Here is a 25872-nt window from a genome sequence, read left to right on the forward strand (position 1 = left end):
CGGTTTACCAAAAAACCCGCGAATACGCGGGTTTTTTTATGGCTTATGCTGCGCCGTCTTTTTTTACCTCGCGCCAGATGCGCCATGCCATACCCGCAAGCACCATCACCCCCGCAATCAGTACGCCCCAGACCATCAGCGTTTTCATTCTGCTTTCCTGCTCAGCCGCAGACGTCGCGGTTAAACGCGCCTCGCCACCCAGCGGGACAGGTTCCAGCGTATCCGCCATCGGCAGGGCTGCCAGATCGTAGGTTTTACGCAGTTCGGTCGGGATCAGCATATCCGTCTCCACGCTCGCCGGTTTCGCAGCCCCGTTCCCCCACGCGAGCAGGTACGGCCCCTTCCCCTGCGCGTTAAACACCAGATCGTAGCGCACGCGTTGCCCGGTCACGCCAGGCAGGTTCTCAGGCAAACGCGCATTGAGGGTCTTGATTTTTACCGCCTCGACCAGCCCTCCAGGGAGCGGAACAGGTTCAGACGTTTTGCCGCCGAGCTGGTAGATCACCTCTTTTTTCAGCATATGCCACCGATCCTTATCCGCCTCCCGCCAGGCTATTTCTGCCGGGAGAACACCGTCGCCATTCAGCATGAAGCCGATCGCACTCAGAGGCTGCGGATGTTTCCAGCGCCACACGGCTTCGCTTTCGGATAACCGCTCCCCCTCTCCCGCCAGGCTAATGTGCTCAGATTCCGGCTGTGCAGTCGCGTTAATCGCGTTGACGCCGGTTAACGTCAGGGCAGAACGCCCCGTGTTCAGCACCAGCAGCAGATAACGATTCGCCTCAGGCGATAACACCAGATCGGTATCGATGCGGTCGAGCTTCAGGCGATCCTGTCCACTCATCACGTCCAGCAGGGGCATCTCTTCGCGCAGGGTATACCAGTTTTTCAGATCCTCGCTGTAATAGACCGATGCCGTCCCCTGCCACGAGCCCTGCGGCGTGTCCCAGAAAAGCTGGAGCTGAGAGAGCGGAACCTCCGTCGCGTTTTCCGGCAGGGTCAGCAGATAGTGCTGTCCGGCAGCCGCCGCGTGTTGCCCTTCCAGCACAATTTCCACGCCGTTTCTGGCCCGTAGCATAATTTTATCGCCGCTGTCCTCTTCTCCGCCCGGCGAGGCGTTAAGCGCAAAGAGGCGCAGCGCCGTGGTGGTCGGTGCCGGCTGCGGACGCGTCGTGGTAACCAGGCTGAACGGTACCGGCTCGCCCGACTGATTAAACACGCGCACGTCGCGCAGATCGGGCGATGTGCTCTGCTGATAAACCGCCAGCGGCAGCATGACCCGATACCACGGCGAAGAGGCAGAGGTATCAAGGGACAGGCCATAGGCATAATCCCGCGGGGATTCCGCTGGCGCGCCCTCGCTGAATGCCGGACCGGCCACGGCCAGCAGTGCCGCACAAACAACCGCGTTCATCCATTTCATTTTTTTTCTCCTGCTTTAGGCGGTAGCGGCGAGAAATAGCCCACAATCAGGACCAGGATCGCCACGCCAATAAACGCGACGGCGCGCGCCAGGCCGCCACCGCCCGCGCTGTCCACCAGCATCAGTTTGAGCATGACCACCCCCAGTAGCGCCGCACCGCCAAGCCACTGCTGACGGGAGGCGTGACGGGTGGCGCGGATCATGACCACCAGCGCGCACAACATCCAGAACAGGGCAAAGGTGGTCTGGATAAGCCGCGAATGCCACAACGACTCCATATTCAAGGCCACCTCGCCGTACCACGCCAGCGCGCGCAGCAATGCGCCGTTAAGCCACCAGAAACCCAGGGCCATCAGCACAACGGCGGGCCACGGACGGGACTGCGCAAGCGATGCCGGATAGTAGCGATCCACTTCCCGATAAAACACCACCAGCCCCAGCAGCGCGAACGCCGCCCCTTCCTCAAGCGGGTTCACCAGCGGCAGCCATGTCTGTTGATAGACCACACCGTCCTGCAAATTGGTCACGACCAGCAATACCACCAGCGCCACAACCACAGGGATCGCGGCAAGGCAGGCGTAGAGCGCAGGCCATACCCGGAACGGCCACCCGCGACGCCGTACAGCCGCGGAGAGCGCCATAATCACCCCACCGCCAACAGCCATCGCAATGCCGCTTCCCCAGGCCGTCATGCCCCACGGCAGGGAGCGGGCAAACCAGTAAAGCTCGGCGGCTATGGCGAGTAAAATCGTCCACACCAGCGACAGATGCAGTCCCATTGAGATGCGCGGCAGAAGTTTATCTTCGTCGCGCCGCAGCAGCATCAGGGCGGCAGGCAGCGCAATAGCCCAGGCCAGATTTGCCCAGCCGGCCGCCAGGATTTGCTGTTGCCAGATCTGATACAGCACCATCAGCAGCATCACCGGCCACAGCAGCCATTTGCTGGCATCCAGCTCCCGCCACGCCAGACGAGCGGCAGCCTGCCGCCATCCCCAGGCCGACGCCGCCGTCAGCGCCATTACGCCTGCCAGAACCGATAACTCCTGCTTCAGGAACAACTGCGACGCGCCCAGCAGCGCCACTAACCAGAACAGCAGCCCACCGGCCAGCAATGCCCAACTGCCCGGCTGTGCGATTTTCTGCCACAGCCAGGCCGCAGCCAGCCAGCAAAGACTGAGCACTGCGAAAATAAGCAGCAGGCTCAACGAGGTGACGCCGTCCATTTGCGCCCATATCGCGCTGCCGAGCGCCAGCACCAGCAGCGCCGTCCCGCTATAGCTCATGCGCCGCTGCTGCTGTTGCACGCCCAGCCAGAGAATACCCAGCCCTTCCAGCGCCCAGGCCATCGCCGTCCAGCGCGCTGAAAGCGCCAGCGGTATGGCAAGCGTGGCAAACCCGCCGCCGATCGCCAGCGCCGCCATAACCAGTGGCCGCCCGACAGACGGATAGCGTCGCAGTGCGAGAAACGCCAGTGAGAGATAAAACGCACCATAGCCCAGCGCGCTGAGCGCCGGGCCGTACGTCCAGTGAGACGTCATGCCATACTGCATCCCAAAACCAATCAGCGGCGGAGCAAACAGCAGTGCGCCGTCAATAATCTGTTTGCCTTTTTCCTGCGCCCGCAGCGACAGCGCCACGCTAAACACGCCAAAAATAAGCGTATTGGCAATCAGGAACAGCTGACAGATAGCATAGTCTTCAGGCTGGTAGTCGCTCAGCCCCCATACCCCGCCAACGCCAAACGTGAAGAGCAGCCCGAGCAGGTTGAGCTCGCGCCAGTGCTGCCTGATGCTGATGGCGAGAATGCCGATGGAAAGCAGGAGATAGAAGGAGAACAGCGCCACAACGCTGCCGCCTCCGGTAGACAACAGCAGCGGCGCAAGGTATCCGCCGAGGCTCGCCAGCATGGCAAGGCTCAGCGCCTTTTGCAGCACGGCCAGCCCGACGCTCGCCGCGCAAATCACCACCAGCAGCGCAAACGCCAGCGTCATCGGCAGCATTTGCCACAGCCGGAATGCGCCAAAGACGGTTAGATAAAGCACGCCGGTCGCCCCGCCCTGGAGGATCAGCGCGTAGATCCGCTGCCTGTGCCGCAGCCGCCATCCAACGGCCAGCAGAACCATGGCAAACAGCGCCGTGGCGGCAAGACGCAGCTCAAGCGGAAACAGTGAATGTTCAACGGTATAGCGCAGCAGGAAAGAGAGGCCGAGGAAGAGCAGTACAATCCCCAGTTTTGCCAGCGGATTGCCCTGCATAAACCAGCGCGTCAGCGAGGACAGGATGCCGCCAAAGGCGGAAGGCCGTTTTGCCGCCGGTACAAGCGCTGGTTCTGCTTCAGTGACGGGCGGTTCGGGACGCCAGGGATCGACAGGTGCGGTAACGGCTTCTGCCACCGACGCTGGCGTCTCCACCGGCGCGGCGGTCTGCACCGGCTCCGGCGCTTTCTCAGTGACACCGCGCTGCTCAAGCGCCTCAATGCGCTGGCGAAGCCGGGCGATCTCCTGCCGCGCCGCCGTGCTTCGGTTAAAACCTATCACCGCGAGCACGGGTGCCACGACCAGCGCAAAAACCAGGAACAAACAGCCAAGGATGTAAAGCTCGTCCATGTTTCCACCTTCACCGTAAACGATCCGCTAAGATTGACACAAATCGTTGCATTTGCGCCATCTTAAAAGGTGAAAACCATTCTGCCTGCGCTTAGCTGCCGAACCAGACCGCAGCGGAAATCGCGGGCAGCGTGAGCACGCTCTCCTGGAACGTCGCTTTACCCTCTTTGATCTTCCACGTTTTACCGGCCAGCAGCGGTGAATCTTCCAGCACCACTTCACACGCCTCGCCCCGGTTGATCGCCACCAGCACACGCTGCTGGTTATAGACGCGGACAAACACCACCACGTTATCGTGGGCGTACATCACCTGACAGCCCCCGTAGCGCAGGGCCTGACTCTGCCTGCGCAGCGTCGCCATACGCTGGTACAGGCTGAGCAGATCCTGATCCTGTTTTTCACTCTCCCACGGGAAGGTTTTACGGCAGAACGGATCGTTATTCCCCTCCAGCCCCACTTCATCGCCATAGTAGATGCAGGGTACGCCCGGCCAGGTAAAGAGCCAGGTCACTGCCAGCGGCAGACGCGCCACATCTTTACCCAGCAATGATTTAAAGCGCGCGGTATCATGGCTGTCGAGCTGGTTAAACATCCGCAGCTGCTGCTGATGCGACAGGCCAGCGCGATAGTTTTCCATCCACGCCATGCAGGTTTCGGCGTCGATATGCTGCGGATCGTAAGAGATATCGGTGTTAGCGAGGAAACCCCACAGCGGGAAGGTGAAGCCGCGATAGTTCATCGCCGCGTCTTCTGCATCAGCCTGCAACCACTGACGCGCGTCGCCAAAGTGCTCCCCGAAGACGAATGCTTCCGACCGGACCGCTTTTGCCGACCGGGTAATGGCGGCGACATGCTGAAGGTTATTCCGCGCCCCGCCTGCTTCACCCAGCATATGCACCACGTCCAGCCGCCAGCCGTCCATGCTCCACGGCGCTTTCAGCCAGTGGCGCACGATGCTGTCGTCGCCGCCGTAGATCTCATTCACCAGCGATGGCGACTGGAAATCGAGCTTCGGCAGGCTCGGGTAGCCCAGCCAGTCCAGGGCGCGGCCATTCTCATCAAAACTGTACCAGTCACGCTGCGGTGAGTCCGGATTATGGCATGCGCCGCTCATCGACTGATTATGACGGTCAAACCACGCGTGAGAATCACCGCTGTGATTGAACACGCCATCAAGGATCAGGCGCATACCCTCTTTTTGCGTGTTGTGCCGCAGCCGCAGCAGCGCCTCGTCACCGCCAAACTGCTCGTCAACGTGGCGATAATCCTGCGTATCGTATTTGTGCACGCTTGGCGCTTTAAACACCGGGTTCAGGTACAGCGCCGTGACGCCGAGCGTTTTCAGGTACGGCAGTTTTTCGCTGATACCGTCGAGATCGCCGCCGTAAAAGGTCGATCCCCCCGCCTGGGCGGTCAGCGGCTCGTCCCATTTTTTCAGAATGATGTCGTGACCGACCGAATGATGGTAATAAACCTTGTCCTGATCGGCGGTGCGCTTTTCGCTGCGCGCAAAGCGGTCCGGGAAAATCTGGTAAAAGACCTGATCGTTAACCCACTGCGGGCCGTTATCCGGGTGATCCACGGCAAACTGCTCCAGCCGGGCCGGAGGAAAACGGCTGAAGCCCTGCGGGGTAAACCACAGCTGCCGGTCGTTCCACAGCAGCTTGAAGCCGTAGCGGCGACGCGGCTGCCCGCTGCGCAAATCGATATTTGCCCGCCACGCCGTGACGCCCGGCTGCGGCTGGCTGCGCACTTTGTGCATTTTCAGCGACGTTTCTTCGTTATCCACTTCGGCGCGCAGGGTCACGCGTTCAGGCTGATTGTCCCCTGCCAGCCAGAGCGTAATCACAAGGTTGTCTTTGTTTTGCTTAACAAATGGGGCAACCGGAAGGTGCCAGGCGTTTAACATCACGAATCCCCTTTGATGAAATTGACGTCACCTTGCCACAGGGTGATTAAAGATAGCTCATCGTGTTCGGGATTATTGGGGGAGGAGAACGGAGGAGGAGATTTTTTCAAGGGCAAAAGGGAGTGTAGGCCGGGTAAGCGCAGCGCCACCCGGCATTTTTACCTTACTGTGCTTCCGCCAGCTGACGATCGCGGCGACATTTAAACATCCAGCCCACCAGCAGCAGGACGATCCACGCGAAGCCCACGTACAGGGAAATACGGGTATCCGGGTGATAACCAATCAGGCCAATGATGAAGACCAGGAAGATGAGACCGACAATGGTCGTTGGCACGCCGCCCGGCACTTTAAACTTCAGCGCTTTGGCCTCTTCTGGCGACAGGCGGCGACGGAACGCAATCTGCGACAGCAGGATCATGATCCACACCCACACCGTCGCAAAGGTCGCCAGTGACGCAATCACCAGGAAGACGTTCTCCGGCATGATGTAATTCAGGTAAACCGAGAACAGCAGCGCCACGGTCATGACCAGCACCGTTACCCACGGGGTGCCGCGACGCGACGTTTTGGCAAACACCTTCGGCGCACTGCCCTGCTCCGCCATGCCGTGCAGCATACGACCCACGCCGAACACGTCACTGTTGATGGCCGACAGCGAGGCGGTCAGTACCACAAAGTTGAGAATGCTGGCGGCAAACGCAATGCCCATATGCTGGAAAGTCAGGACAAACGGGCTGCCGTTGGTGCCCACCTGGTTCCACGGGTAGATGGACATAATCACAAACAACGTGCCCACGTAGAACACCAGGATACGCATCGGCACCGAGTTGATGGCGCGCGGAATGGACTTCTCCGGATCTTTCGCTTCCCCGGCGGTGATGCCGATAATCTCAATACCGCCATAGGCGAACATGACCATCTGGAGCGACATGACCATCCCGAGCCAGCCGTTGCTGAAGAAGCCGCCGTTGCTCCACAGGTTATGGATGCCGGTTGGCTGCCCACCGTTGCCGATACCCCAGATGATGATGCCGAAACCGGCGAGGATCATGATAATAATGGTCGCGACCTTGAAGAAGGAGAACCAGAACTCCAGCTCGCCAAACACCTTCACGCTCATCAGGTTGACGGCGCAGATGATCAGCACCACGCTCAGTACCCAGATCCAGTGCGGCACGGCGGGGAACCAGACCCCCATATAGATGCCAAACGCCGTCACATCGGCAATGGCGACAATCAGAATTTCGAAGCAGTAAGTCCAGCCGGTGATAAACCCGGCCAGCGGGCCTAAGTTTTCTTGTGCATAGCGTGAAAACGAGCTGGCAGACGGGTTGTGAACCGACATCTCCCCCAGCGCACGCATGATGATATAGGCCGCCACGCCGCCGATGATGTAGGCCAGCAGAACGCTTGGACCGGCCATTTTGATGGCATCTGCCGAGCCATAAAAAAGACCGGTGCCGATAGCCGAGCCCAGCGCCATAAAGCGGATGTGGCGGGTGCTCAATCCACGTTTAAGTTTGTTAGTGCTTTCCATTAAAATCTTGCCATTCAACACGAAAAAAACAAAAAACCACGGGGCCTTAAGCCCCGTGGTTAAACAATTTGTTGCCGTTGATTAATGGGCGTTGGATGTCACCTGACGCCCTGCCGCACGGTCCCAGATAATCGCCAGAACCAGCGCTACAACGGAAGGCATCAGCCAGGCCAGGCCCTGCTCGGACAGCGGCAGACGCTGTGTCCAGGCTGGCAGGATTTCTGCAAATGCTGATGCTTTGATCCCGTCAAGGATACCAAAAATCAGGCTGATAAACATGGCCGGCGCAATAATTCGCGTCGAGTTATGCCACCACGGGCGGGTGAAGCTCAGCACCACCAGCACGATACATGGCGGATAGATCGCCGTCAGCACCGGAATTGACACCTGAATCAGGTGGCTCAGACCGAGGTTTGACACCGCCATGGAGAAGATGCCGAGGATAAACACCAGCGTGCGGTAAGAGAGCGGCAGATACTGGGCGAAGAACTCCGCGCAGGCGCAGGTCAGACCCACCGCCGTCACCAGACAGGCCAGGAAAATCAGCGCCGCCAGCAGCATGCTGCCTGCACCACCAAAGGTATGCTGCACGTAAGCATGCAGGATCGCCGCGCCGTTTGCGCTCTGATCGACCAGCGTTGCGCTATCTGAACCCAGACGGAACAGCGCCAGATACAGCAGCGTCAGGCCGACACCGGCCATCAGGCCAGCCCAGATGGTGTAGCGAGTCAGCAGGCGCGCTTCGGTCACCCCGCGGGAACGCGCGGCGTTAACGATAACGATACCAAACACCATCGCACCCAGCGTATCCATTGTCAGATAGCCGTTCACGAAACCGTTTGAGAACGCCGCGTTCTGATAAGCGTCCATCGCGGAGCTGATGGGCCCCGCAGGCCAGACGATGGCCGCAACCGCCAGCACGATCAGCGCCACAATTTTCAGCGGAGCCAGGAAGTTACCCACGGTATCCAGCAGTTTGCCGGGATAGAGAGAAACCAGAATCACGATGGCGAAGTAAATGAGGCTGTAAATAAACAGCGGCATCGCGCCGTCACCGGTCAGCGGGGCGATACCCACTTCAAAGGAGACGGTCGCCGTACGTGGGGTCGCGAACAGCGGGCCAACGGCCAGATAGCAGACGGTTGCCAGCAGAACGCCAGCCACTTTGCCAATCGGGGTGCTGAGGCTGTCCACACCGCCACCGACTTTCGCCAGCGCGATAACGGTCAGTACCGGCAGGCCCACGGCAGTAAGCAGGAAGCCAAACGCAGCCGTCCAGACGTGTTCACCCGCCTGTAAGCCAACCATTGGAGGAAAAATGATGTTACCTGCGCCAACGAACAGCGCAAATGTCATAAAGCCCAGCGCGATAATGTCACGCGATTTCAAGTGATGGGTCATAAAACCTTACTGCCTGTGGATGTGGTGTTGAATACGTTGAGATTTTCGCCATCCCTCACGGGACGATACAGCGGAAAATTTGCTCAATTTCAGCGGGATATGCTCCCGTCCTGGCGTGGCGAAGAATTGTTTTTCGATTTACCACGCAAATACAGTCGGTCTGACAGTATATGGGGGGCAATTTAAACGCTTATAACGTTTAAAGGCAAGAAGGGATCGTAAAACCAGAACAATATGCCAGCATGAAAATTCAGACCAAAATAATATGCCATGTATAAGAAAAACTCATGGCTAATCATGCGAACAAAAAAGCACCAGCCGTATAATATTCATCCGCGTTTCGCTTGACTGCAAAGCAAACGGGCCAGCAATCGCTGGCCCGTGGAAAGGTAGCCTGACACATCTGCCGTCAGGCGCTTTTTTTGGCAATTAATCGTTCCGGAATCACGAAGCTAAAGCGCGTGCCCTTACCCAGGGTGCTTTCGATATTGAGCCGGCTTTCGTGGTGGCTGACGGCATGCTTCACAATTGCCAGTCCCAGTCCGCTCCCGCCGGTCTGCCGCGAGCGCGCCTTATCCACCCGGTAGAATCGTTCGGTGAGACGCGGGAGGTGCTCGGGCCCGATCCCCGGCCCGTTGTCCTCGACGCTAAACTCAGCGCCCGCCGGGGTATGCTGCCAGCTCACCGCGATATGCGTCCCTTTCGGGGTATGATTCACGGCGTTATAGACCAGGTTTGAGATAGCGCTTCGCAGCTCATCTTCACTGCCGAGCACTTTCAGCGTGTTATCAACGTCAAAACTCAGGGTGTGCTGATTATGACTCAGCGTTTGGGCTTCGCGCTCCACCACCCGCAACATCATCGGCACATCAATGATGTCGTTTAGCGCCAGCGACGGGGCAGCCTCAATCTTTGAAAGCGTCAGCAGCTGTTTGACCAGCCCTTCCATGCGGAACGTCTGCTCCCGCATGGTATGCAGTGCTTTCTCACGCGGCGCCCCCTCAAGCGTTTGCTCCTGCATCATCTCCAGGTAGCCCTGAAGCACCGTCAACGGCGTACGCAGCTCGTGGCTGACGTTGGCAAAGAAGTTACGTCTCGCGCCCTCAAGCTGGTGCATCTGGGTAACGTCCCGCGCCACCATCAGCCACTGCCGATCGCTGTAGGGCATCACGCGGATTTCCAGATGGCGACCGTTATTGAGCTTCAGATTGTGCGGGCGCGAAAAATCCCGCTTTTTCAGATACAGCGTGAACTCGGGATAACGCAGAAGGTTCAGGATGTTCTGACCATTATCATCCGGCCAGCGCAGGCCCAGCAGCTGTTGCGCGAGGCCATTACACCAGAAGATTGTCCCTTCTTCTGTCGTCAGGATCACCGCGTCCGGCAGCGACTCCGCACCGCTACGAAAGCGTTTGATCAGGCTTCCCAGCTCACGACGGCGCTTTTTGTTACGCATCTGCATCTGGTGCAGGCCGTAGAGTAGCGGTTCCCAGCTCCCGCTTCCCGGCGGGGGTGTCATACTTCTGTCGACCCACAGCCACCAGGAGAGACGCAGTAAATTCCAGAAATGCCAGACGAGCAATCCCGTCACGGCCACCAGTAAAAACCACGGCAGATAGCCAAAGATAGCCCCCAGAATGAGGGCCGGAATACAACATAAGATCAGTTCAAAGACGAGCCTTTTCCATGACAGACGTTCCAGCACGCGTCACACTCCTGTCATTGTTCAGAAACGGGTCGAGAAACGATAACCCGTGCCGCGGACCGTCTGTACCATGCGATCGTGGCCGCTCAGTTCCAGTGCTTTACGCAGGCGGCGAATATGGACGTCAACCGTTCGGTCTTCGACATAGACGTTAGTTCCCCAGACGTTATTCAGCAACTGTTCGCGGCTGTAAACGCGCTCCGGGTGGGTCATAAAGAAGTGCAGGAGTTTAAATTCGGTCGGTCCCATATCGAGGGGATTTTCACCGGTCATGACCCGGTGTGAGGTAGGATCCAGGCTCAGCCCCTGCATCTCAATCACCTCTTCCACCGCCATCGGTGAAATACGGCGCATCACGGCTTTGATACGCGCCACCAGCTCTTTCGGGGAGAACGGTTTAGTGATGTAATCGTCCGCGCCGGTTTCCAGACCGCGCACGCGATCCTCTTCCTCACCGCGCGCCGTCAGCATTACCACCGGGATATCGCGGGTCATCGCCTCGCGTTTGATATGCTTGATAAACTGCAATCCGGAACCGCCAGGCAGCATCCAGTCCAGCAGGATCAGATCGGGCCAGGGTTCATTCAGCTGGTTCACCGCGCTGTCATAATCTTCCGCTTCAACCGGCTGGAAGCCATTTTGTTCAAGCACGAAGCACACCATTTCACGGATCGGAGCTTCATCTTCTACGACCAGAATACGTCTCGCCATACTTTGCCCTGTCTTATCGTATTTAAGTTACAAGTCTGTAATGCGGCGTCATTATGCGTCAGATTTATGACAGATTTATGAAAAACATTACCACTATAAATAGCAAACTGTTGTTTTATTACAGCGGTTATTTTCCGTTCCCCGAACGTTTATAATCCTGCTTTCTTATTATTGCCACGGATCTTTTATGCGCATACTTCACACCTCAGACTGGCACCTGGGTCAAAATTTTTACAGCAAAAGCCGCGCCGCGGAACATGAAGCGTTCCTGAACTGGCTGCTGGAGACGGCTCAGGCTCACGAGGTGGACGCGATTATTGTGGCGGGCGACATTTTTGATACCGGATCGCCGCCGAGCTATGCGCGTGAGCTGTACAACCGTTTTGTGGTCAACCTCCAGCAAACCGGTTGTCACCTTGTGATTGTCGCCGGAAACCATGACTCGGTGGCGACGCTGAATGAATCCCGCGATATTCTGGCGTTCCTCAATACCACCGTGGTGGCCAGCGCCGGACACGCGCCGCAGATCCTGAAAAAACGCGACGGCACGCCGGGCGCAGTGCTGTGCCCAATTCCGTTTTTACGCCCGCGCGATATCGTGCAAAGCCAGGCAGGTCTGTCCGGCAGCGAAAAACAGCAGCATCTGTTGCAGGCCATCACCCGCTATTATCACCAGCAACATACGGAAGCCTGCGCCCTGCGCGGCGATCAGGCCATTCCGATCATTGCCACCGGACACCTCACCACCGTCGGAGCCAGTAAGAGTGATGCGGTGCGCGAGATCTATATCGGTACCCTGGACGCGTTTCCGGCGCAAAACTTCCCCCCCGCCGACTACATTGCCCTCGGGCATATTCACCGGGCGCAGATCATCGGCGGCTGCGAGCATATCCGCTACTGCGGCTCGCCCATTTCGCTCAGTTTTGACGAAACGGGCAAAGCCAAATCCGTGCATCTGGTGAGCTTCACCGGAGGCAAACTCAGCGCCGTTGAGACGCTTGAGGTGCCGGTCACCCAGCCGCTGGCGGTGCTGAAAGGCGATCTGGCCGCCATTACCGCTCAGCTTGAGCAGTGGCGCGGCGCAGCGCTTAATCCCCCCGTCTGGCTCGATATCGAAATCACCACCGACGACTACCTGTACGATATGCAGCGTAAAATACAGACGCTGACGGAAGACCTTCCCGTGGAGGTGCTGCTGGTACGCCGCAGCCGCGAGCAGCGCGAGAAAATACTGCTCAACGCCCAGCGTGAAACGCTTAGCGAACTTCGGGTTGAAGAGGTGTTCGCGCGGCGGCTTGCGCATGAAGAGGTGGACGAGGCCAGACGCACCAGGCTTAACGAGCTGTTTGCCCAGACCCTGCATTCCCTCCATGACGAGGACGAAAACGCATGAAAATTCTGAGCCTGCGCCTGAAAAATCTGAATTCGCTAAAGGGTGAGTGGAAAATTGATTTCACCGCGGAGCCGTTCGCCAGCAACGGACTGTTTGCCATCACCGGCGCAACCGGCGCGGGTAAAACCACGCTGCTGGATGCCATCTGCCTGGCGCTTTACCACGAAACGCCGCGTCTTAATAAGGTCTCTCAGGCGCAAAACGACCTGATGACGCGCGATACCGCCGAATGCCTGGCGGAAGTAGAATTTGAGGTCAAAGGCGTTGCTTATCGCGCTTTCTGGAGCCAGAACCGCGCCCGCAACCAGCCGGACGGGAACTTACAGGCACCGCGCGTTGAGCTGGCCCGCTGCGAAGACGGCAAAATTCTGGCCGACAAAGTCACGGATAAGCTGGAACAAACCGCCGCGCTTACCGGGCTGGACTATGGTCGCTTTACCCGCTCGATGTTGCTCTCTCAGGGGCAGTTTGCCGCCTTCCTGAATGCTAAACCGAGCGATCGCGCAGAGCTGTTGGAAGAACTGACCGGCACGGAAATTTACGGCCAGATTTCCGCCATGGTTTTTGAAAAACACAAAGCGGCACGTAACGCGCTGGAGATGTGCGAAGCGCAGGCCGCAGGGGTTGTGCTGCTGAGCGAGGAACAGCAGCAGCACTTGCAGCAAAGTTTGCAGGCACTTACTGACGAAGAAAAAGTCCTGCTGGCACAGCAGCAAAGCCAACAGAAAGATTTTCAGTGGCTTACGCGTAACGACGAACTGATACGTGAGCAGCAGCGTGCAGCCGCTTCGCAGCAGCAGGCGCAACAGGCTCTGACGGACGCCGCGCCCCAACTGGCGAAGCTCAAGCTGGCGCAGCCCGCCGCCCAGCTACGTCCGCTATGGGAGTATCAGCAGGAGCAGACCACCCGCCTGGCGCAGACAACAGAGCGAATTGTTGAAGTAAATACTCGCTTACTCGACAGAGCTGTGCAGCGCTCGCGTATTCGCAACGGTGCGCTGCGCAACCGTGAACAGTTGCAGACAGAGCACAAGGTACTGACGCAGTGGCTGACCGAACACGATCGTTTCCGTCAGTGGGGGCAGGAAATTGCCGGCTGGCGGGCGCATTTTACGCAACTGGGTCGCGATAAAAATCAGCTTGTTGCCCAGTCAGCGCGCATGGCTGAGCTTCGTCAGAAGCTGGCTGAGATGCCTGAAAGTACGTTGACGCTGACGGCTGAGGATCTCGCGACGGCAATGGAGCAACAGGCACAGTCGCGGGCGCTCCGCCAGCGTCTGACAGCGCTTCACGCTCGCTATCAGCCGCTGCAAAAACGGCTGCGCCAGAATGCGGAAAGCGTGCAGAAAGCGCAGGCTGAGCAGGGTAAGCTCAATGAAACGCTGATCCTGCGGCGTCAGCAGTTCAAAGAGAAAAATCAGCACTATGCCGACCTGAAAGCGCTCTGTGAGCGTGAGGCGACAATCAAGGATCTTGAGAACTATCGTGCACAGCTCGAAGCGGGTAAGCCTTGCCCACTCTGCGGTTCACGCGAACATCCGGCAGTTGTGCAGTATCAGGCGCTTGAACTGACTGACAATCAGCGCCGCCGCGACGCGCTGGAGAAAGAGGTTGCTGCGCTAAAAGAGGAAGGATTGCTGGTGCTCGCGCAGGTGAATGCGCTGACCCAGCAGATCCAGCGCGAGACAGAGGAAGCACAGGCTCTCTCTGAGGAAGAGCAAGCACTCACTAAAGAGTGGCTGGAGGTCTGCGCCTCCCTGAACATAGCGCTGAATATTCAGGATGATATTGCCCCCTGGATGAGCGAACAGGAACAGTATGAACGCCAGCTGTATCAGCTCAGCCAGCGTCTGACGCTGCAAAACCAGCTTAATGAACAGGAAGGTCAGGCGCGCCAGTACCAGCAGCAGCTGACGGCGACGCGTCAGGCGCTGGCGGCCTCGTTACAATCGCTGTCGCTTAGCGTGCCCGATGAAGGGGCTGAAAGCGCCTGGCTGAGCGCGCGCGAAAGCGAATATACCCTGTGGCAGGAAAAACAGGCCCAGCACGGTACGATTCAGGAAGGTATTAACGCCCTGATGCCCATTCTGGAGACGCTGCCGGTTACCAATGATGCAGAAGCCGACGCGGTTATCCCTGAGAACTGGCGCGGCATCCACGACGAATGCGTGTCGCTGCAAAGTCAGCTCACCACCCTACAGCAACAGGAGACGCTTGAGCGTGAACGGCTCCAGCAATCACAGGCTCAGTTCAACGCCGCGCTGACCGCGAGCTGCTTTGCCGATCGGGACGCATTTCTCTCCGCCCTGCTGGATGAAACGTCGATCCGCCAGCTTGAACAACAAAAGCAGACGCTGGAAAACCAGCTCCAGCAGGCCACGGCGCTTTCGGTGCAGGCAAGCCAGCAGCTTCAGGCGCATCAGGCACAGCGCCCCGAGGGGCTGGAAACCGATGCCGCAACGCTTCAGGCGCAGTTACACCAGCTGGCGCAACAGCTTCGGGACAACACCACGCATCAGGGGGAGATCCGCCAGCAGCTCAAACAGGACGCCGATAACCGTCTGCACCAGCAGGCGCTTATGCAGCAGATTGAGGAGGCGGCGCGTCAGGCCGACGACTGGGGCTATCTCAACGCGCTGATAGGCTCCAGCACCGGCGATAAATTCCGTAAATTCGCCCAGGGGCTGACGCTGGATAATCTGGTGTGGCTTGCCAACCAGCAGCTCAACCGTCTGCATGGCCGCTATCTGCTTCAGCGTAAAGCCAGCGACGCGCTGGAGCTGGAAGTGGTCGATACCTGGCAGGCCGATGCGGTACGCGATACCCGTACCCTTTCCGGCGGGGAGAGTTTCCTGGTCAGTCTGGCGCTGGCTTTAGCGCTTTCCGATCTGGTCAGTCACAAAACGCGCATTGACTCGCTGTTTCTGGATGAAGGATTCGGCACGCTCGACAGCGAAACGCTGGACACCGCGCTGGACGCGCTCGACGCGCTGAACGCCACCGGGAAAACTATCGGCGTGATCAGTCACGTAGAGGCAATGAAAGAGCGCATTCCGGTGCAGATCAAAGTGAAGAAGATCAACGGGCTGGGATATAGCAGGCTGGATAAGGTGTTTGCGGTGGAATAAATGGGGGGCGGTGCGGTCTGGTGCCCTCACCCTGGCCCTCTCCCACGGGGAGAGGGTACAAACATAAAAAACAGCAACTTGCGTTGCTGTTTTGCTTTTATTCTGGCCAGAGCCACGCCGCGCCGCGCACTCCGCTGGAATCTCCGTGGACGGCTTTGCGGATCGGCGTTTCGCACTCGCCGCCAAATACCCACTGTTTCACCAGCGTTGGCACCGTGGCGTACAGCCGGTCGACGTTGCTCATGCCGCCGCCCAGTACAATCACGTCGGGATCAAGAATATTGATCACATGCGCCAGTGACTTAGCCAGCCGCATTTCGTAGCGGCTGAGCGCCAGTTCAGCCACCGGATCCTGCTCCTCAACCAGACGCATAATCTCGTTACCTTTCAGCGGCTGACCGCTCAGACGATGATAATCGGTGGCAAACCCCGTGCCGGAAATAAAGGTCTCAATACAGCCCTGCTTGCCACAGTAGCACGGTACTTCGGCGCGGTATTTGAGTTCATCTTCATCCATCCACGGCAACGGATTGTGCCCCCACTCGCCCGCGGTGCCGTTGCCGCCAATATGCGAGCGCCCACCGAGGGCCACGCCCGCCCCGCAGCCGGTGCCGATAATGACCGCAAATACGGTCTGCGCGCCAGCTGCTGCGCCATCCACGGCCTCAGACACCGCAAGGCAGTTAGCGTCATTCGCCAGACGCACCTCCCGGTTCAGGCGCTGGCTTAAGTCTTTATCAAACGGCTGACCGTTGAGCCAGGTGGAGTTGGCGTTTTTCACCACGCCGGTATACGGCGAAATGGAGCCGGGGATCCCCATCCCGACCGTGCCCGTCTCGCCCGTTGCCTGCTCTGCCATATCGACCAGGCGGGCAATCGTCTCTATGGTCTGGTGATAATCATCGCGCGGCGTAGGCAGACGGTGGCGAAACAGTTGCTCCCCCTGCTCGCTCAGCGCAATAACTTCTGTTTTGGTGCCGCCCAAATCAATCCCAATACGCACAAGACACTCCTCATTATTTTGATTATCAACAGAGTAGAAGCCCGCTTCCCGATTAGCAATGCAAGCGATGCGACAATTCGTTATCATGCCCGCTGATTTAACGAAAAGGCCGTGGAAATTATCATGCTGTGGTTCAAAAATTTGATGGTTTACCGTCTCAGCCGCGACGTTTCGCTGCGTGCAGAAGAGATGGAAAAACAGTTAGCCGCTTACTCCTTTACCCCTTGCGGTAGCCAGGATATGGCAAAAACCGGCTGGGTTCCGCCAATGGGTTCTCAAAGCGATGCGCTGACCCACGCCAGCAGCACGGGGCAAATCATCGTTTGCGCCCGTAAAGAAGAGAAGATCCTGCCGACGCCCGTGGTTAAGCAGGCGCTCGAAGCGAAGATCTTCAAGCTGGAAGCTGAACAGGGCCGTAAGCTTAAAAAAACCGAAAAAGATTCGCTTAAGGATGAAGTGCTGCACTCGCTGCTGCCGCGCGCTTTTAGCCGCTTTAGCCAGACCATGATGTGGATCGACACCGTGAACGGGCTGATCATGGTGGACTGCGCCAGCGCCAAAAAAGCGGAAGATACGCTGGCGCTGCTGCGTAAGAGCCTTGGCTCATTACCGGTGGTACCGCTGGCGCTGGAAACGCCGATTGAGCTGACCCTGACCGAGTGGGTGCGCAGCGGGACTGCCGCGCAGGGCTTCCAGATCCTTGATGAAGCAGAGCTGAAAGCGCTGCTGGAAGATGGCGGCGTGATCCGCGCGAAGAAACAGGATCTGGTGAGCGACGAAATCGCCGTGCACATTGAAGCGGGCAAAGTGGTGACCAAACTGGCACTCGACTGGCAGCAGCGCATTCAGTTTGTGATGTGTGATGACGGCTCCGTGAAGCGCCTTAAGTTCTGCGATGAACTGCGCGATCAGAACGAAGATATCGACCGCGAAGATTATGCTCAGCGCTTTGACGCAGACTTTATCCTGATGACCGGCGAGCTGGCGGCGATGATTCAGAACCTGGTGGAAGGTCTCGGCGGCGAAGCGCAGCGCTGACAGGCAAAACGCAGGCCGGGTAAGCGAATGCGCCACCCGGCATGCTTTTATTTCAGATAGCGGCACAGATAAGAGGTTGGCTCTGCAACCTGCAAATGGAACTCGCTGTGGCCCGGCACGTTGAAGACCTGCCCGGCACTGTAGACTTTCCACTCCGTTTCACCCGGCAGCAGGACGTTCAGCGCGCCGCTGACCACCGTCATCTCTTCCGCTTCTGCGGTGCCAAAGGTGTATTCCCCTTCCGCCATTACGCCGACACTGGCGCGGCCAGTGCTGCTGCTGGTAAAACCAATGGATTTCACTTTACCGGAAAAGTATTCGTTACTTTGAAGCATGAACTGGCCCTTATATTTATTGAGAAAAATCCACTATAGGGGCCATGCTCATGACCTGTCACGCAAAATCATTACACCAGTAATTCTGACGCCAGGCGCGCCATCAGGACGTTAGAGAGCAGCACCGGAACATCCAGCGCCTTTTGCAGTAAATCACGATGCCGCTGATGGAAGCCCAGGCAGTCGAGCATCAGGACATCCGCCCCTCTGTCGATCAACTCCTGCCCGGCCGCAATCAGCTTCGCTTCGCTGTCCCAGAACGGGTTTGCTAGTGCGTACAGCGGGGTGTGCTCCAGCGCGGCCCACTTCACCGTCTGGTTATCCAGCAGTTCCTCAACGGGAACGATGACCCCAACCTGATGACCATCAACAATTGAGGCCACCAGCGGGGGGATAATCCGCATCGGTTCGAGCAGAATGGCATTACGCGCGCTGAGCCCTTTAACGGGTGCCGTGCTCATCAGCAAAATAACGTCATAGTCCTGATTGTCGAGCACTTCGATCACGCCCTGTAGCGCGCGCTCGATTTTCTGGCGTGACACATGCGCCAGTTTACCGTCACTGAGTAACGTTGCCAGGGGATCTTCCCCCTCTCCGACCGCGTAGTCTTCCATGACCTCTTCCCGACTGAGCTTCCCTAACAGACTGAGATGCGTAATTTGTTGTTCAGAGACATGCTCGGTTAAGAGCGGTAATACTTCGCTTACAGGCACCACACCAATCGTGAGGATCGCCAACGTCGCCTTCATTTTGATCGCCTTCCGTTACTACCACAACTGCCACATAAGTACAGGCTCACTACGCTGCACTGTTCATTTTTTCAACAAAACAGCACCAAGGGTAGCAGGGGATCTCTACACCGTAATGTAAAGATCGACTGGCCTTTCCGAATCCACCTGTAATAACTAAATATTAACTGCTGCTTAACATCAGCGATATGTTAAAAGTGTGATTCAGGCACGGTTGTAACGAATTCGGATTCCTGTCAGGACTTCTCAGGATCCTCATAGCGCCGTTTCGCATCCAGCGCTTCCTGTTCGGTTTCATGTTCGCTGATCAGCGAATCAGGTTTAGGGTGATCGGCACGCAGCTGGTACCAGGTTACGGTCTGATCGCCGTTACCTTTTTCAACGGTAACGATGCGGGCTTCACGTGGATAGGGAGGTCTGGTTGGCATAGCTCATCCTTTTTTTATGTCTGAGCTATGAGTATAGACGGCTGTTAGCTGGCGCAAGCCAAACGCAGGGCGGTAATAATCTGAATCGCAACTTTCTCGGGTGACGCCGACGCATCCACAACGTGGTGTGCCGCCTCGCGGTACAGTGCATCGCGTTCGGCAAGGACGTCGCTGACCTCTTCACTCAGCGGTTTCGCGGTCAGCGCCGGGCGCTGTCCCTCTTCCGGAAACGCCTCCAGCCGCCCCACCAGCGTAGAGACCGGGGCACAGAGGTAGATCACGACACCCTTTTCGCGCATAAACTGGCGGTTATACGGTGCCAGAATAATGCCCCCACCGGTCGCGATCACGGTTGACGGCGCGGTCACCGCTTCCAGCGTGGCTGTTTCACGCGCACGAAAGCTCTCCCAACCCTCATCTTCAACGATATCGGCGATGGTCTTACCGGCATTCTCCTGGAGCCAGTGGTCAGTATCGACAAACTGACTCTGGCACAGACGCGCCAGCTCCAGACCAACGGTGGTTTTCCCACAGCCGCGAGGGCCAACTAAAAAGATGGGTGGGTTCATAACCAGGTGTTCCCCTTGCTGCCGGATAACTGAAGGCTGTAAAGAAATGATTGCAGTAGATGTTGCGCTAACTTTACTGCAAAGCGGTACGGAATGACAAGCCTGTGGAAGCCACACTGTACCACAAAACCGCCCGGAGGTGGGCTACGCCGGGCGGCGCTTCACTTCCAGCAGCCATTTATCCAGCTCGGCGGCAAACTGCTGGCGATCGCGCTGCGACAGGCTGTCCGGCCCACCGGTTTGCACGCCGCTGGAACGAAGCGTATCCATAAAATCACGCATGGTGAGCTTCTCCCGGATCGTTGCCGGCGAATAGCGTTCTCCGCGCGGGTTCAGCGCCGCCGCCCCTTTCGCCAGTACATCGGCAGCCAGCGGGATATCCGCGGTGATCACCAGATCTCCTGCGTCACACAGGCGTACTATCTCGTTATCCGCCACGTCAAACCCGGCCGGAACGCGCAGAGAACGGATGTATCTGGAGGGCGGCACGCGGATATTCTGGTTCGCCACCAGCGTCAGCGGCATCTGCACGCGCTCGGCAGCACGAAATAAAATCTCTTTGATGACATTCGGACACGCGTCCGCATCAACCCAAATCGCCATAGTCTCTCCCCATTATGATTCTGGTGACTATTGTCGCCTGCATTTCGTTGTTAAGCTATCAATGAGAGATAACAACGCATAATAACGGAGAGACGTGATGGATAAGAAAATCGGGTTTATCGGCTGCGGAAATATGGGCAAAGCTATCCTCGGCGGACTGATTGCCAGCGGGCAGGTGCTGCCGGGGCAGATTTGGGTCTATACCCCATCCCCGGATAAAGTCGCGGCGCTGCGTGATGAGTATGGTGTCAACGCTGCCGAAAGCGCACAGGACGTGGCTCAGGTGGCGGATATTGTCTTTGGCGCCGTTAAGCCGAATATCATGATTAAAGTCCTGAGCGAGATCACCTCCAGCCTTAACAAAGAGACCCTGGTGGTATCGATTGCCGCAGGCGTGACCCTCGATCAGCTCGCCCGCGCGCTGGGCCACGACCGTAAGATTGTTCGCGCCATGCCAAACACCCCGTCGCTGGTGAATGCCGGTATGACATCCGTTACCCCGAACGCGCTGGTCACATCTGAAGACGTGGCGGATGTACTGAATATTTTCCGCTGCTTCGGCGAAGCGGAAGTGATTGCCGAACCGATGATCCACCCGGTAGTCGGCGTGAGCGGCTCTGCCCCGGCGTATGTCTTTATGTTTATCGAAGCCATGGCCGATGCCGCCGTACTGGGTGGAATGCCGCGCGCGCAGGCCTACAAATTTGCAGCGCAGGCGGTGATGGGTTCGGCCAAAATGGTGCTGGAAACGGGTAAACATCCGGGCGAACTGAAAGATATGGTGTGCTCACCGGCGGGCACAACCATTGAAGCCGTGCGCGTGCTGGAAGATCGCGGGTTCCGCTCCGCCGTGATCGAGGCGATGGAAAAATGCATGGAAAAATCAGAGAAGCTCAGTAAGTCCTGATGCGCTACGCCGGGCGTCAGGCGGCCACTTCGGTGCGGCCCCGTCCGGCATTTTTGGCTTTATAGAGGGCCACGTCCGCCGCCTTTAGCCATTCACGATAGTGGGTGAACTGCGCCCCCCAGGGGGCAACCCCAACGCTGATACACAACCTCGCCATAGGTGCTCCGTGCAGCGGCATGTTGACCAGCCGTTCGTGGACGCGCGACATCGCTGCAATCGCGCTGTCGGCAGGCGTGCCGGACATGATCACCGCGAACTCATCCCCGCCAAAACGGCCAATATAATCGCCTGAGCGCAGGGTCAGCTGAAGCTGGCGCGTGATGGCGACAATCGCTTCATCCCCCACGTCATGCCCCCAGGTGTCGTTGATCGTCTTGAAGTGATCGATATCGATGAGCAGTATCGTCGCCTGTCGATGGCTTCGACGGCAGGCCTCAAATTCGTTACGCAGCAGCGTTTCCCAGTGACGGCGATTGAATACGCCGGTCATTCCGTCGCGGGTACTCATCAGCTCAAGCCGACGCTTATGCTCTGCCAGACGGATCGCCGTGCGGTGGCTGAGCCAGGCAAACAGTATGGGGTAGACCACCAGCACGGGGAGCGTCAGCCACAACGCCAGCGGTTCAGAGGTCAATACCACAGGAGTACCCGTGGATTGCACGGTCAACAGGGCAGACAGGGCAAGTAGCGCGAGTCCTGTCAGAAATAACCGGCATCCCCCCGATCCCATCATATTCATGCCGATCATCACGATCAGCGCCGCCGTTGGTAGCGCATTGAACCCTGTTAGCCCCATCCAGACACCGGCAATAATGGCATCGATTTTCAGATTAACAATTTCACTGCTGTGGGGTTCAGCCGAACGAAAAGCCAGCTGCCAGGCCAGATGGGGCCAGACAAAGACCCAGCCCACCAGCAATAACCACCAGACGCCGGAAAGAAACTGGCTCACCAGGACGCTGGCAAGCGGAACAAATAGCGCCGCCAGACCAACGATGCGTGCCAGCCGTATTCGCCGGGCAAATCGCAGACCGGAACGGTATGAATCATCCTGAGAAAGCTGCTGGTGCCACGCTTCCCGAATGTTCTCGTGATTGTCATAAAACTCATCATTCATCATTTTTGGGAATATTCTGAAACATTTTCCCAAATTATAGAGAGGGGGTTAGCGGGGAAAGTATGAAATTTTGGGTGAGCCACAGCCGTGACTCACCCGTTAGCACTACGCCTGTTTTTTGAGGCACGCGCTCATAAACTTGCTGCGATCGTCGCCTTTCAGCATCTGCTGTGTCGCCTGGGCGTTGCACTCACGCATTTTTTGCTGCTGTGGGGTCAGGCTTTTTTCACCGGGTTTAGCCGCACCATTTTTAAGGCAGTCGCTCATGTACGTTTTACGGGCATCCCCTTTCAGGCTTTGCGATGTCGCCTGTTGGTTACAGGTCGTCATGCGCTGCTGCTGGGGCGTTAACGTTTTCTCTTCCGCGTGTGCTGAGGCGATCAGACACAGGCCAGAGAGCAGGGTAACCAGTATTGTTGTTTTCATTGCACCATCCTTTATGTGAAGTTCCACGTTAAGTCTGGCTCGTTACGGGAAAAAAACCACCCTGCGACTCTGATTTTCGCCGGGCTCTGCGGTTATTTCAGCCCTGTATCGGCATAATATTCATTAACCGGTTTCGCCGGGGGGGAGGCGGTAATTAATAACAGAAATTATGCGGTGAAAGGTGTGCTCTGTCTCAATTTAATTTTCCCTGCATAAATGTGTAAAAATAAAAACAGAGCGACGCCAGGCATCCTGCATGACAATTCTGTGACACGTCATTTCACCTCAGACAGGTTAGCTGCGAGGATGCCTTAAAAGCTTCTTTACGTATTGCTGAAGCAGCTCCGCATCTTCCGCAGGCACCTGGGAATCAGGACGCGCTTTTTCCAGCGCGCCTTCAACGTTGTCGATCAACGCCTCCTGCTCCGGTTTTGCCATCTGTCGCAGCAGCGCCGTCACAACGATTTCCAGCGCCTCGACCTGGGCAACCAGCTCTTTCGACTCTTCTTCCTTTTGGGCAAGCTTAACCAACAACTCAGCAATGAGATTTTTCATGGTGCTATTTCCTTATGTGATTTCCCCTGAAATTAACACCCTCTCTGAATAATGAAAAGCATGGATTGGCTTTATCTTATGCAAAAGTGACATCGCTGCCAAAAAAGATATTTCAGCGCGAAAGCGAAACGTTTTCCTGAAAGAAAGGCGCCGCATTTCGTTATATAAAAATGCGGCGTTCATAAGAATAAATAATATATTATCGTGTTTACCGGGCCGACTTTGCCTCAGCGATTCGCCTGCGGCGTCGCAAGGCAAAGGCCAGTTGAATAATATTCAGCAGGACCACCACCGCCGTCGCGGCAAATACCCAGCGGAAACCCGCCATCGCCGAGACCGAGGCGCCGATAAGCGGGCCTGCTACGTTGCCTAAATACATGAACGACTGGTTGTAGCCAAAAATGCGGCCGGTTACCTGGTCACTGGAATATTTCACCAGCAGCGTCTGAACAGCGGGCAGCATGGCGCCATCTGCGAAGCCAAGCAGGAAGCGCAGTATGCCGAGCTGAAGAGGTGTGGTGACGAATGACATGGCAAAGAAAAGGATCACCGCAATGATGAGCGTTGCCATCAGAATACGTGCCGTACCGATCCTGTCGCCCAGTTTCCCCAGACGCGGAGCAGACATCAGCGCCGACACGCCCGGCACCGCGGCAATCATCCCGCTCAGAAAAGCAATGTTGCTGCTGTCCGGCGCCATCGACTTGATAAACAGCGCCAGAATCGGCCCTACCGAACCGTTACAGAGCTGGATCACCATCGTCGTCACAAAGAGGCTAATCATCAGGCCAGGATAAGGCAGCGAGGCGAAAACCGCTTTTCCGCTCAAGCGTTCGGATTTACTGACAACAGGCCGCCCGCCCTCTTTAATCAGAAAAAGGGTGACCAGAAAGCTGATCGTTAGCAGGATCGCGGTAATGATAAAGACCGCACGCAGCCCGACATGGTCCGCCAGGAAGCCGCCGAGCAGCGGGCCGCCAATGACCCCGCTGATCTGGGCCGTGGAAAGCGTGCTGAGCGCCCAGCCGCTTCGCTCACGCGGTACCTGTGAGGCCACCAGCGCCATGGCATTCGGAATGTAACCGGAGGTCAGCCCCATTATCGCCCGCAGAATAAACAGCTGCCAGACGTTGGTGGCGAAGGCCTGGAGCAAAATGGCTATCGCCATCCCCAGCGAGGCGCGGAGCAGCATCAACTTGCGCCCCTTGCGATCCGCCAGGCTGCCCCACATCGGCGACACAATGGCGGAGACCAGAAACGTCACGCTGAACGTCAGGCCGGACCACATCGAGAGCGCTTCATGGGAAGTCACTCCCAGCTGCGATACATACAGCGGCAGGAAGGGCAATATCTGGCTGATAGCCAGTCCGGTGAAGAAGCAGCCGAACCAGACTGAAATGAGATTAACTTTCCAGGATTCCATAACAGAAATAGTCTTCATTTTTAGGCGAATTCGCCGACAGATTAGCAAGTTACGCGCAATGACATAGCGCCAGAGATGCGGCCTTGCAGACTTTGGCGTTTTATCTTCCCAGTCATCATATTTGTGAAATAAGTCACAATTTATCCAATTTTTGGCGGAAGATTATGCTTCATCGACATAATCCATAGCCGCGCATCCCCAGATGGAAATGGTTGGCATGGGCGGCATTATAGTCCGGCCCCAGACCGTTACCGTAATAGCCACAGCTTGCCGAGAGCAGGGCCTGTAGCCAGGGCTGCGTCTTTTCCGCTTTCCAGCCGTTCAGGACGGTAACGCGCTGTCCATTTGCCAGCCTGAAAGCGCTGATATCCAGCGCATCCGCCGTGGCATGTTCGCTGCGCCGCGCATCCGGGCGGCTGTAGATATTGCGGCAGGCGAAGCTGCCCAGATGTTCAATACGCGTAAGCTCGCTTCCGGTCCAGGTTTTGGTGAGCGGTCGGGCCTGCTGGCTGACAAACAGCGCCGAACTTAACGCCAGCGGACAACTGGCCAGAAAGCTGCTGTTCAGGCTCACCGGGCCAAAATCGCGCACGCGCACCACGTTACTCAGCGGACACTCACCGGCGCTGTCAGCGACAGCCTGGGTACGGATAAGCTGGCGTTGATTCGCCTGCGCTAACAGGCTTTCGCATGCCTGCGGTGTTAAACGTCGAAGTTTAAACTGGGTTATTTTTCCGGGCGGATCGTCAAGCGTAAGCGGCACGAAAGGATTGTAATACGGCGGCAACCAGCAGTAGCCCACCATGGCGATCCCGGCAATAACAATAAGAATAAGCAGACCTTTTCCTTTCACGCGCCCCCCTTCAGCATCCCCAAAACATTATGGCAGAAGGCCGCGAAACCCGC

The 25872-nt window shown here is 57.3% G+C and carries 22 protein-coding genes; 4 read left to right on the forward strand and 18 right to left on the reverse strand.

Going from position 1 to position 25872, the window contains the following annotated elements; all coding sequences use genetic code 11:
- Positions 1-43: 43 nt before the first annotated feature.
- From INF61_RS09515 to phoB, 7 genes are all read right to left on the reverse strand, one after another.
- Positions 44-1423, reverse strand: coding sequence for a DUF3999 domain-containing protein (locus tag INF61_RS09515; protein WP_047637565.1), 1380 nt, complete (start codon positions 1421-1423; stop codon positions 44-46).
- Positions 1420-4029 (reverse strand): DUF2339 domain-containing protein, encoded by a 2610-nt coding sequence (locus INF61_RS09520; RefSeq protein ID WP_193547722.1) that lies wholly within the window; start codon positions 4027-4029, stop codon positions 1420-1422. The genes INF61_RS09515 and INF61_RS09520 overlap by 4 nt, the downstream gene beginning before the upstream one ends.
- Positions 4030-4120: 91 nt before the next feature.
- Positions 4121-5938: a maltodextrin glucosidase gene (gene malZ / locus INF61_RS09525; protein WP_063138390.1), complete on the reverse strand. Its 1818-nt coding sequence runs from the start codon at positions 5936-5938 to the stop codon at positions 4121-4123.
- A 163-nt stretch (positions 5939-6101) separates the two neighbouring features.
- Positions 6102-7475: a proline-specific permease ProY gene (gene proY / locus INF61_RS09530; protein ID WP_017383160.1), complete on the reverse strand. Its 1374-nt coding sequence runs from the start codon at positions 7473-7475 to the stop codon at positions 6102-6104.
- 81 nt (positions 7476-7556) lie between these two features.
- A complete protein-coding gene (brnQ, locus tag INF61_RS09535) occupies positions 7557-8876 on the reverse strand; it encodes a branched-chain amino acid transporter carrier protein BrnQ (RefSeq protein WP_003859118.1) in 1320 nt (439 codons plus the stop codon).
- Between the two features lie 409 nt (positions 8877-9285).
- Positions 9286-10581: a phosphate regulon sensor histidine kinase PhoR gene (phoR, locus tag INF61_RS09540; RefSeq protein ID WP_032647398.1), complete on the reverse strand. Its 1296-nt coding sequence runs from the start codon at positions 10579-10581 to the stop codon at positions 9286-9288.
- A 21-nt stretch (positions 10582-10602) separates the two neighbouring features.
- Positions 10603-11292, reverse strand: coding sequence for a phosphate response regulator transcription factor PhoB (gene phoB, locus INF61_RS09545; RefSeq protein WP_003859122.1), 690 nt, complete (start codon positions 11290-11292; stop codon positions 10603-10605).
- A gap of 187 nt (positions 11293-11479) precedes the next feature.
- On the opposite strand from phoB, the gene sbcD reads away from it, so the two are divergent.
- Positions 11480-12685, forward strand: a complete 1206-nt coding sequence (gene sbcD, locus INF61_RS09550; RefSeq protein WP_017694432.1) for an exonuclease subunit SbcD — start codon at positions 11480-11482, stop codon at positions 12683-12685.
- Complete coding sequence (gene sbcC, locus INF61_RS09555; protein ID WP_193547723.1) at positions 12682-15813, forward strand: exonuclease subunit SbcC; 3132 nt, start codon at positions 12682-12684, stop codon at positions 15811-15813. Before sbcD ends, sbcC begins: the two co-directional genes overlap by 4 nt.
- Before the next feature lie 97 nt (positions 15814-15910).
- Here the strand turns inward: sbcC and mak are convergent, their stop codons facing one another.
- Positions 15911-16816 carry a fructokinase gene (mak, locus tag INF61_RS09560; RefSeq protein WP_017383156.1) on the reverse strand — a complete coding sequence of 302 codons (906 nt, stop codon included), beginning with the start codon at positions 16814-16816 and terminating at the stop codon, positions 15911-15913.
- A 123-nt stretch (positions 16817-16939) separates the two neighbouring features.
- Here mak and rdgC point away from each other — a divergent pair, with 123 nt between their 5' ends.
- Positions 16940-17854 carry a recombination-associated protein RdgC gene (gene rdgC / locus INF61_RS09565; RefSeq protein ID WP_047063230.1) on the forward strand — a complete coding sequence of 305 codons (915 nt, stop codon included), beginning with the start codon at positions 16940-16942 and terminating at the stop codon, positions 17852-17854.
- Positions 17855-17901: 47 nt separating this feature from the next.
- Here rdgC and ppnP read toward each other — a convergent pair whose 3' ends face one another.
- From ppnP to INF61_RS09590, 5 genes are all read right to left on the reverse strand, one after another.
- Positions 17902-18189 (reverse strand): pyrimidine/purine nucleoside phosphorylase, encoded by a 288-nt coding sequence (gene ppnP / locus INF61_RS09570; RefSeq protein WP_003859131.1) that lies wholly within the window; start codon positions 18187-18189, stop codon positions 17902-17904.
- A 71-nt stretch (positions 18190-18260) separates the two neighbouring features.
- Entirely contained in the window at positions 18261-18938 is a 678-nt protein-coding gene (locus INF61_RS09575; RefSeq protein ID WP_003859133.1) for an AroM family protein, read from the reverse strand.
- A 236-nt stretch (positions 18939-19174) separates the two neighbouring features.
- The gene (yaiA, locus tag INF61_RS09580) at positions 19175-19366 is read right to left on the reverse strand and encodes a protein YaiA (RefSeq protein WP_003859135.1); all 192 of its coding nucleotides are present in this window, start codon (positions 19364-19366) and stop codon (positions 19175-19177) included.
- Positions 19367-19410: 44 nt separating this feature from the next.
- Entirely contained in the window at positions 19411-19935 is a 525-nt protein-coding gene (gene aroL / locus INF61_RS09585) for a shikimate kinase AroL (protein ID WP_017383154.1), read from the reverse strand.
- Positions 19936-20079: 144 nt separating this feature from the next.
- Positions 20080-20538 carry a YaiI/YqxD family protein gene (locus tag INF61_RS09590; RefSeq protein ID WP_003859141.1) on the reverse strand — a complete coding sequence of 153 codons (459 nt, stop codon included), beginning with the start codon at positions 20536-20538 and terminating at the stop codon, positions 20080-20082.
- Between the two features lie 97 nt (positions 20539-20635).
- On the opposite strand from INF61_RS09590, the gene proC reads away from it, so the two are divergent.
- The gene (gene proC / locus INF61_RS09595) at positions 20636-21445 is read left to right on the forward strand and encodes a pyrroline-5-carboxylate reductase (RefSeq protein WP_062938210.1); all 810 of its coding nucleotides are present in this window, start codon (positions 20636-20638) and stop codon (positions 21443-21445) included.
- A gap of 16 nt (positions 21446-21461) precedes the next feature.
- Here proC and adrA read toward each other — a convergent pair whose 3' ends face one another.
- From adrA to INF61_RS09620, 5 genes are all read right to left on the reverse strand, one after another.
- Positions 21462-22565: a diguanylate cyclase AdrA gene (adrA, locus tag INF61_RS09600; RefSeq protein ID WP_023296005.1), complete on the reverse strand. Its 1104-nt coding sequence runs from the start codon at positions 22563-22565 to the stop codon at positions 21462-21464.
- A 102-nt stretch (positions 22566-22667) separates the two neighbouring features.
- On the reverse strand, positions 22668-22988 hold the full coding sequence (psiF, locus tag INF61_RS09605) for a phosphate starvation-inducible protein PsiF (RefSeq protein ID WP_015571316.1): 321 nt from the start codon (positions 22986-22988) through the stop codon (positions 22668-22670).
- A 294-nt stretch (positions 22989-23282) separates the two neighbouring features.
- Positions 23283-23543 (reverse strand): anti-adapter protein IraP, encoded by a 261-nt coding sequence (gene iraP / locus INF61_RS09610; RefSeq protein ID WP_003859148.1) that lies wholly within the window; start codon positions 23541-23543, stop codon positions 23283-23285.
- A gap of 208 nt (positions 23544-23751) precedes the next feature.
- Positions 23752-24966, reverse strand: coding sequence for a multidrug efflux MFS transporter (locus tag INF61_RS09615; protein ID WP_015571317.1), 1215 nt, complete (start codon positions 24964-24966; stop codon positions 23752-23754).
- A gap of 169 nt (positions 24967-25135) precedes the next feature.
- Positions 25136-25819, reverse strand: coding sequence for an extensin family protein (locus tag INF61_RS09620; RefSeq protein ID WP_193547724.1), 684 nt, complete (start codon positions 25817-25819; stop codon positions 25136-25138).
- Positions 25820-25872: the final 53 nt, after the last annotated feature.

Origin of the sequence: Enterobacter cloacae complex sp. P18RS (genome assembly GCF_014982105.1) — a bacterium.
Lineage (GTDB): Bacteria > Pseudomonadota > Gammaproteobacteria > Enterobacterales > Enterobacteriaceae > Enterobacter > Enterobacter hormaechei_C.

Bases quoted from the DNA above. Each gene is read 5' to 3' on its own strand.
- yaiA (WP_003859135.1), bottom strand. From the start codon at position 19,366: ATGCCAACCAGACCTCCCTATCCACGTGAAGCCCGCATCGTTACCGTT.
- aroL (WP_017383154.1), bottom strand. From the start codon at position 19,935: ATGAACCCACCCATCTTTTTAGTTGGCCCTCGCGGCTGTGGGAAAACC.
- sbcC (WP_193547723.1), top strand. From the start codon at position 12,682: ATGAAAATTCTGAGCCTGCGCCTGAAAAATCTGAATTCGCTAAAGGGT.
- INF61_RS09575 (WP_003859133.1), bottom strand. From the start codon at position 18,938: ATGAAGGCGACGTTGGCGATCCTCACGATTGGTGTGGTGCCTGTAAGC.
- INF61_RS09615 (WP_015571317.1), bottom strand. From the start codon at position 24,966: ATGGAATCCTGGAAAGTTAATCTCATTTCAGTCTGGTTCGGCTGCTTC.
- proC (WP_062938210.1), top strand. From the start codon at position 20,636: ATGGATAAGAAAATCGGGTTTATCGGCTGCGGAAATATGGGCAAAGCT.
- ppnP (WP_003859131.1), bottom strand. From the start codon at position 18,189: ATGCTTCAAAGTAACGAATACTTTTCCGGTAAAGTGAAATCCATTGGT.
- adrA (WP_023296005.1), bottom strand. From the start codon at position 22,565: ATGATGAATGATGAGTTTTATGACAATCACGAGAACATTCGGGAAGCG.
- psiF (WP_015571316.1), bottom strand. From the start codon at position 22,988: ATGAAAACAACAATACTGGTTACCCTGCTCTCTGGCCTGTGTCTGATC.
- rdgC (WP_047063230.1), top strand. From the start codon at position 16,940: ATGCTGTGGTTCAAAAATTTGATGGTTTACCGTCTCAGCCGCGACGTT.
- phoB (WP_003859122.1), bottom strand. From the start codon at position 11,292: ATGGCGAGACGTATTCTGGTCGTAGAAGATGAAGCTCCGATCCGTGAA.
- INF61_RS09520 (WP_193547722.1), bottom strand. From the start codon at position 4,029: ATGGACGAGCTTTACATCCTTGGCTGTTTGTTCCTGGTTTTTGCGCTG.
- INF61_RS09515 (WP_047637565.1), bottom strand. From the start codon at position 1,423: ATGAAATGGATGAACGCGGTTGTTTGTGCGGCACTGCTGGCCGTGGCC.
- sbcD (WP_017694432.1), top strand. From the start codon at position 11,480: ATGCGCATACTTCACACCTCAGACTGGCACCTGGGTCAAAATTTTTAC.
- INF61_RS09590 (WP_003859141.1), bottom strand. From the start codon at position 20,538: ATGGCGATTTGGGTTGATGCGGACGCGTGTCCGAATGTCATCAAAGAG.
- brnQ (WP_003859118.1), bottom strand. From the start codon at position 8,876: ATGACCCATCACTTGAAATCGCGTGACATTATCGCGCTGGGCTTTATG.
- proY (WP_017383160.1), bottom strand. From the start codon at position 7,475: ATGGAAAGCACTAACAAACTTAAACGTGGATTGAGCACCCGCCACATC.
- malZ (WP_063138390.1), bottom strand. From the start codon at position 5,938: ATGTTAAACGCCTGGCACCTTCCGGTTGCCCCATTTGTTAAGCAAAAC.
- iraP (WP_003859148.1), bottom strand. From the start codon at position 23,543: ATGAAAAATCTCATTGCTGAGTTGTTGGTTAAGCTTGCCCAAAAGGAA.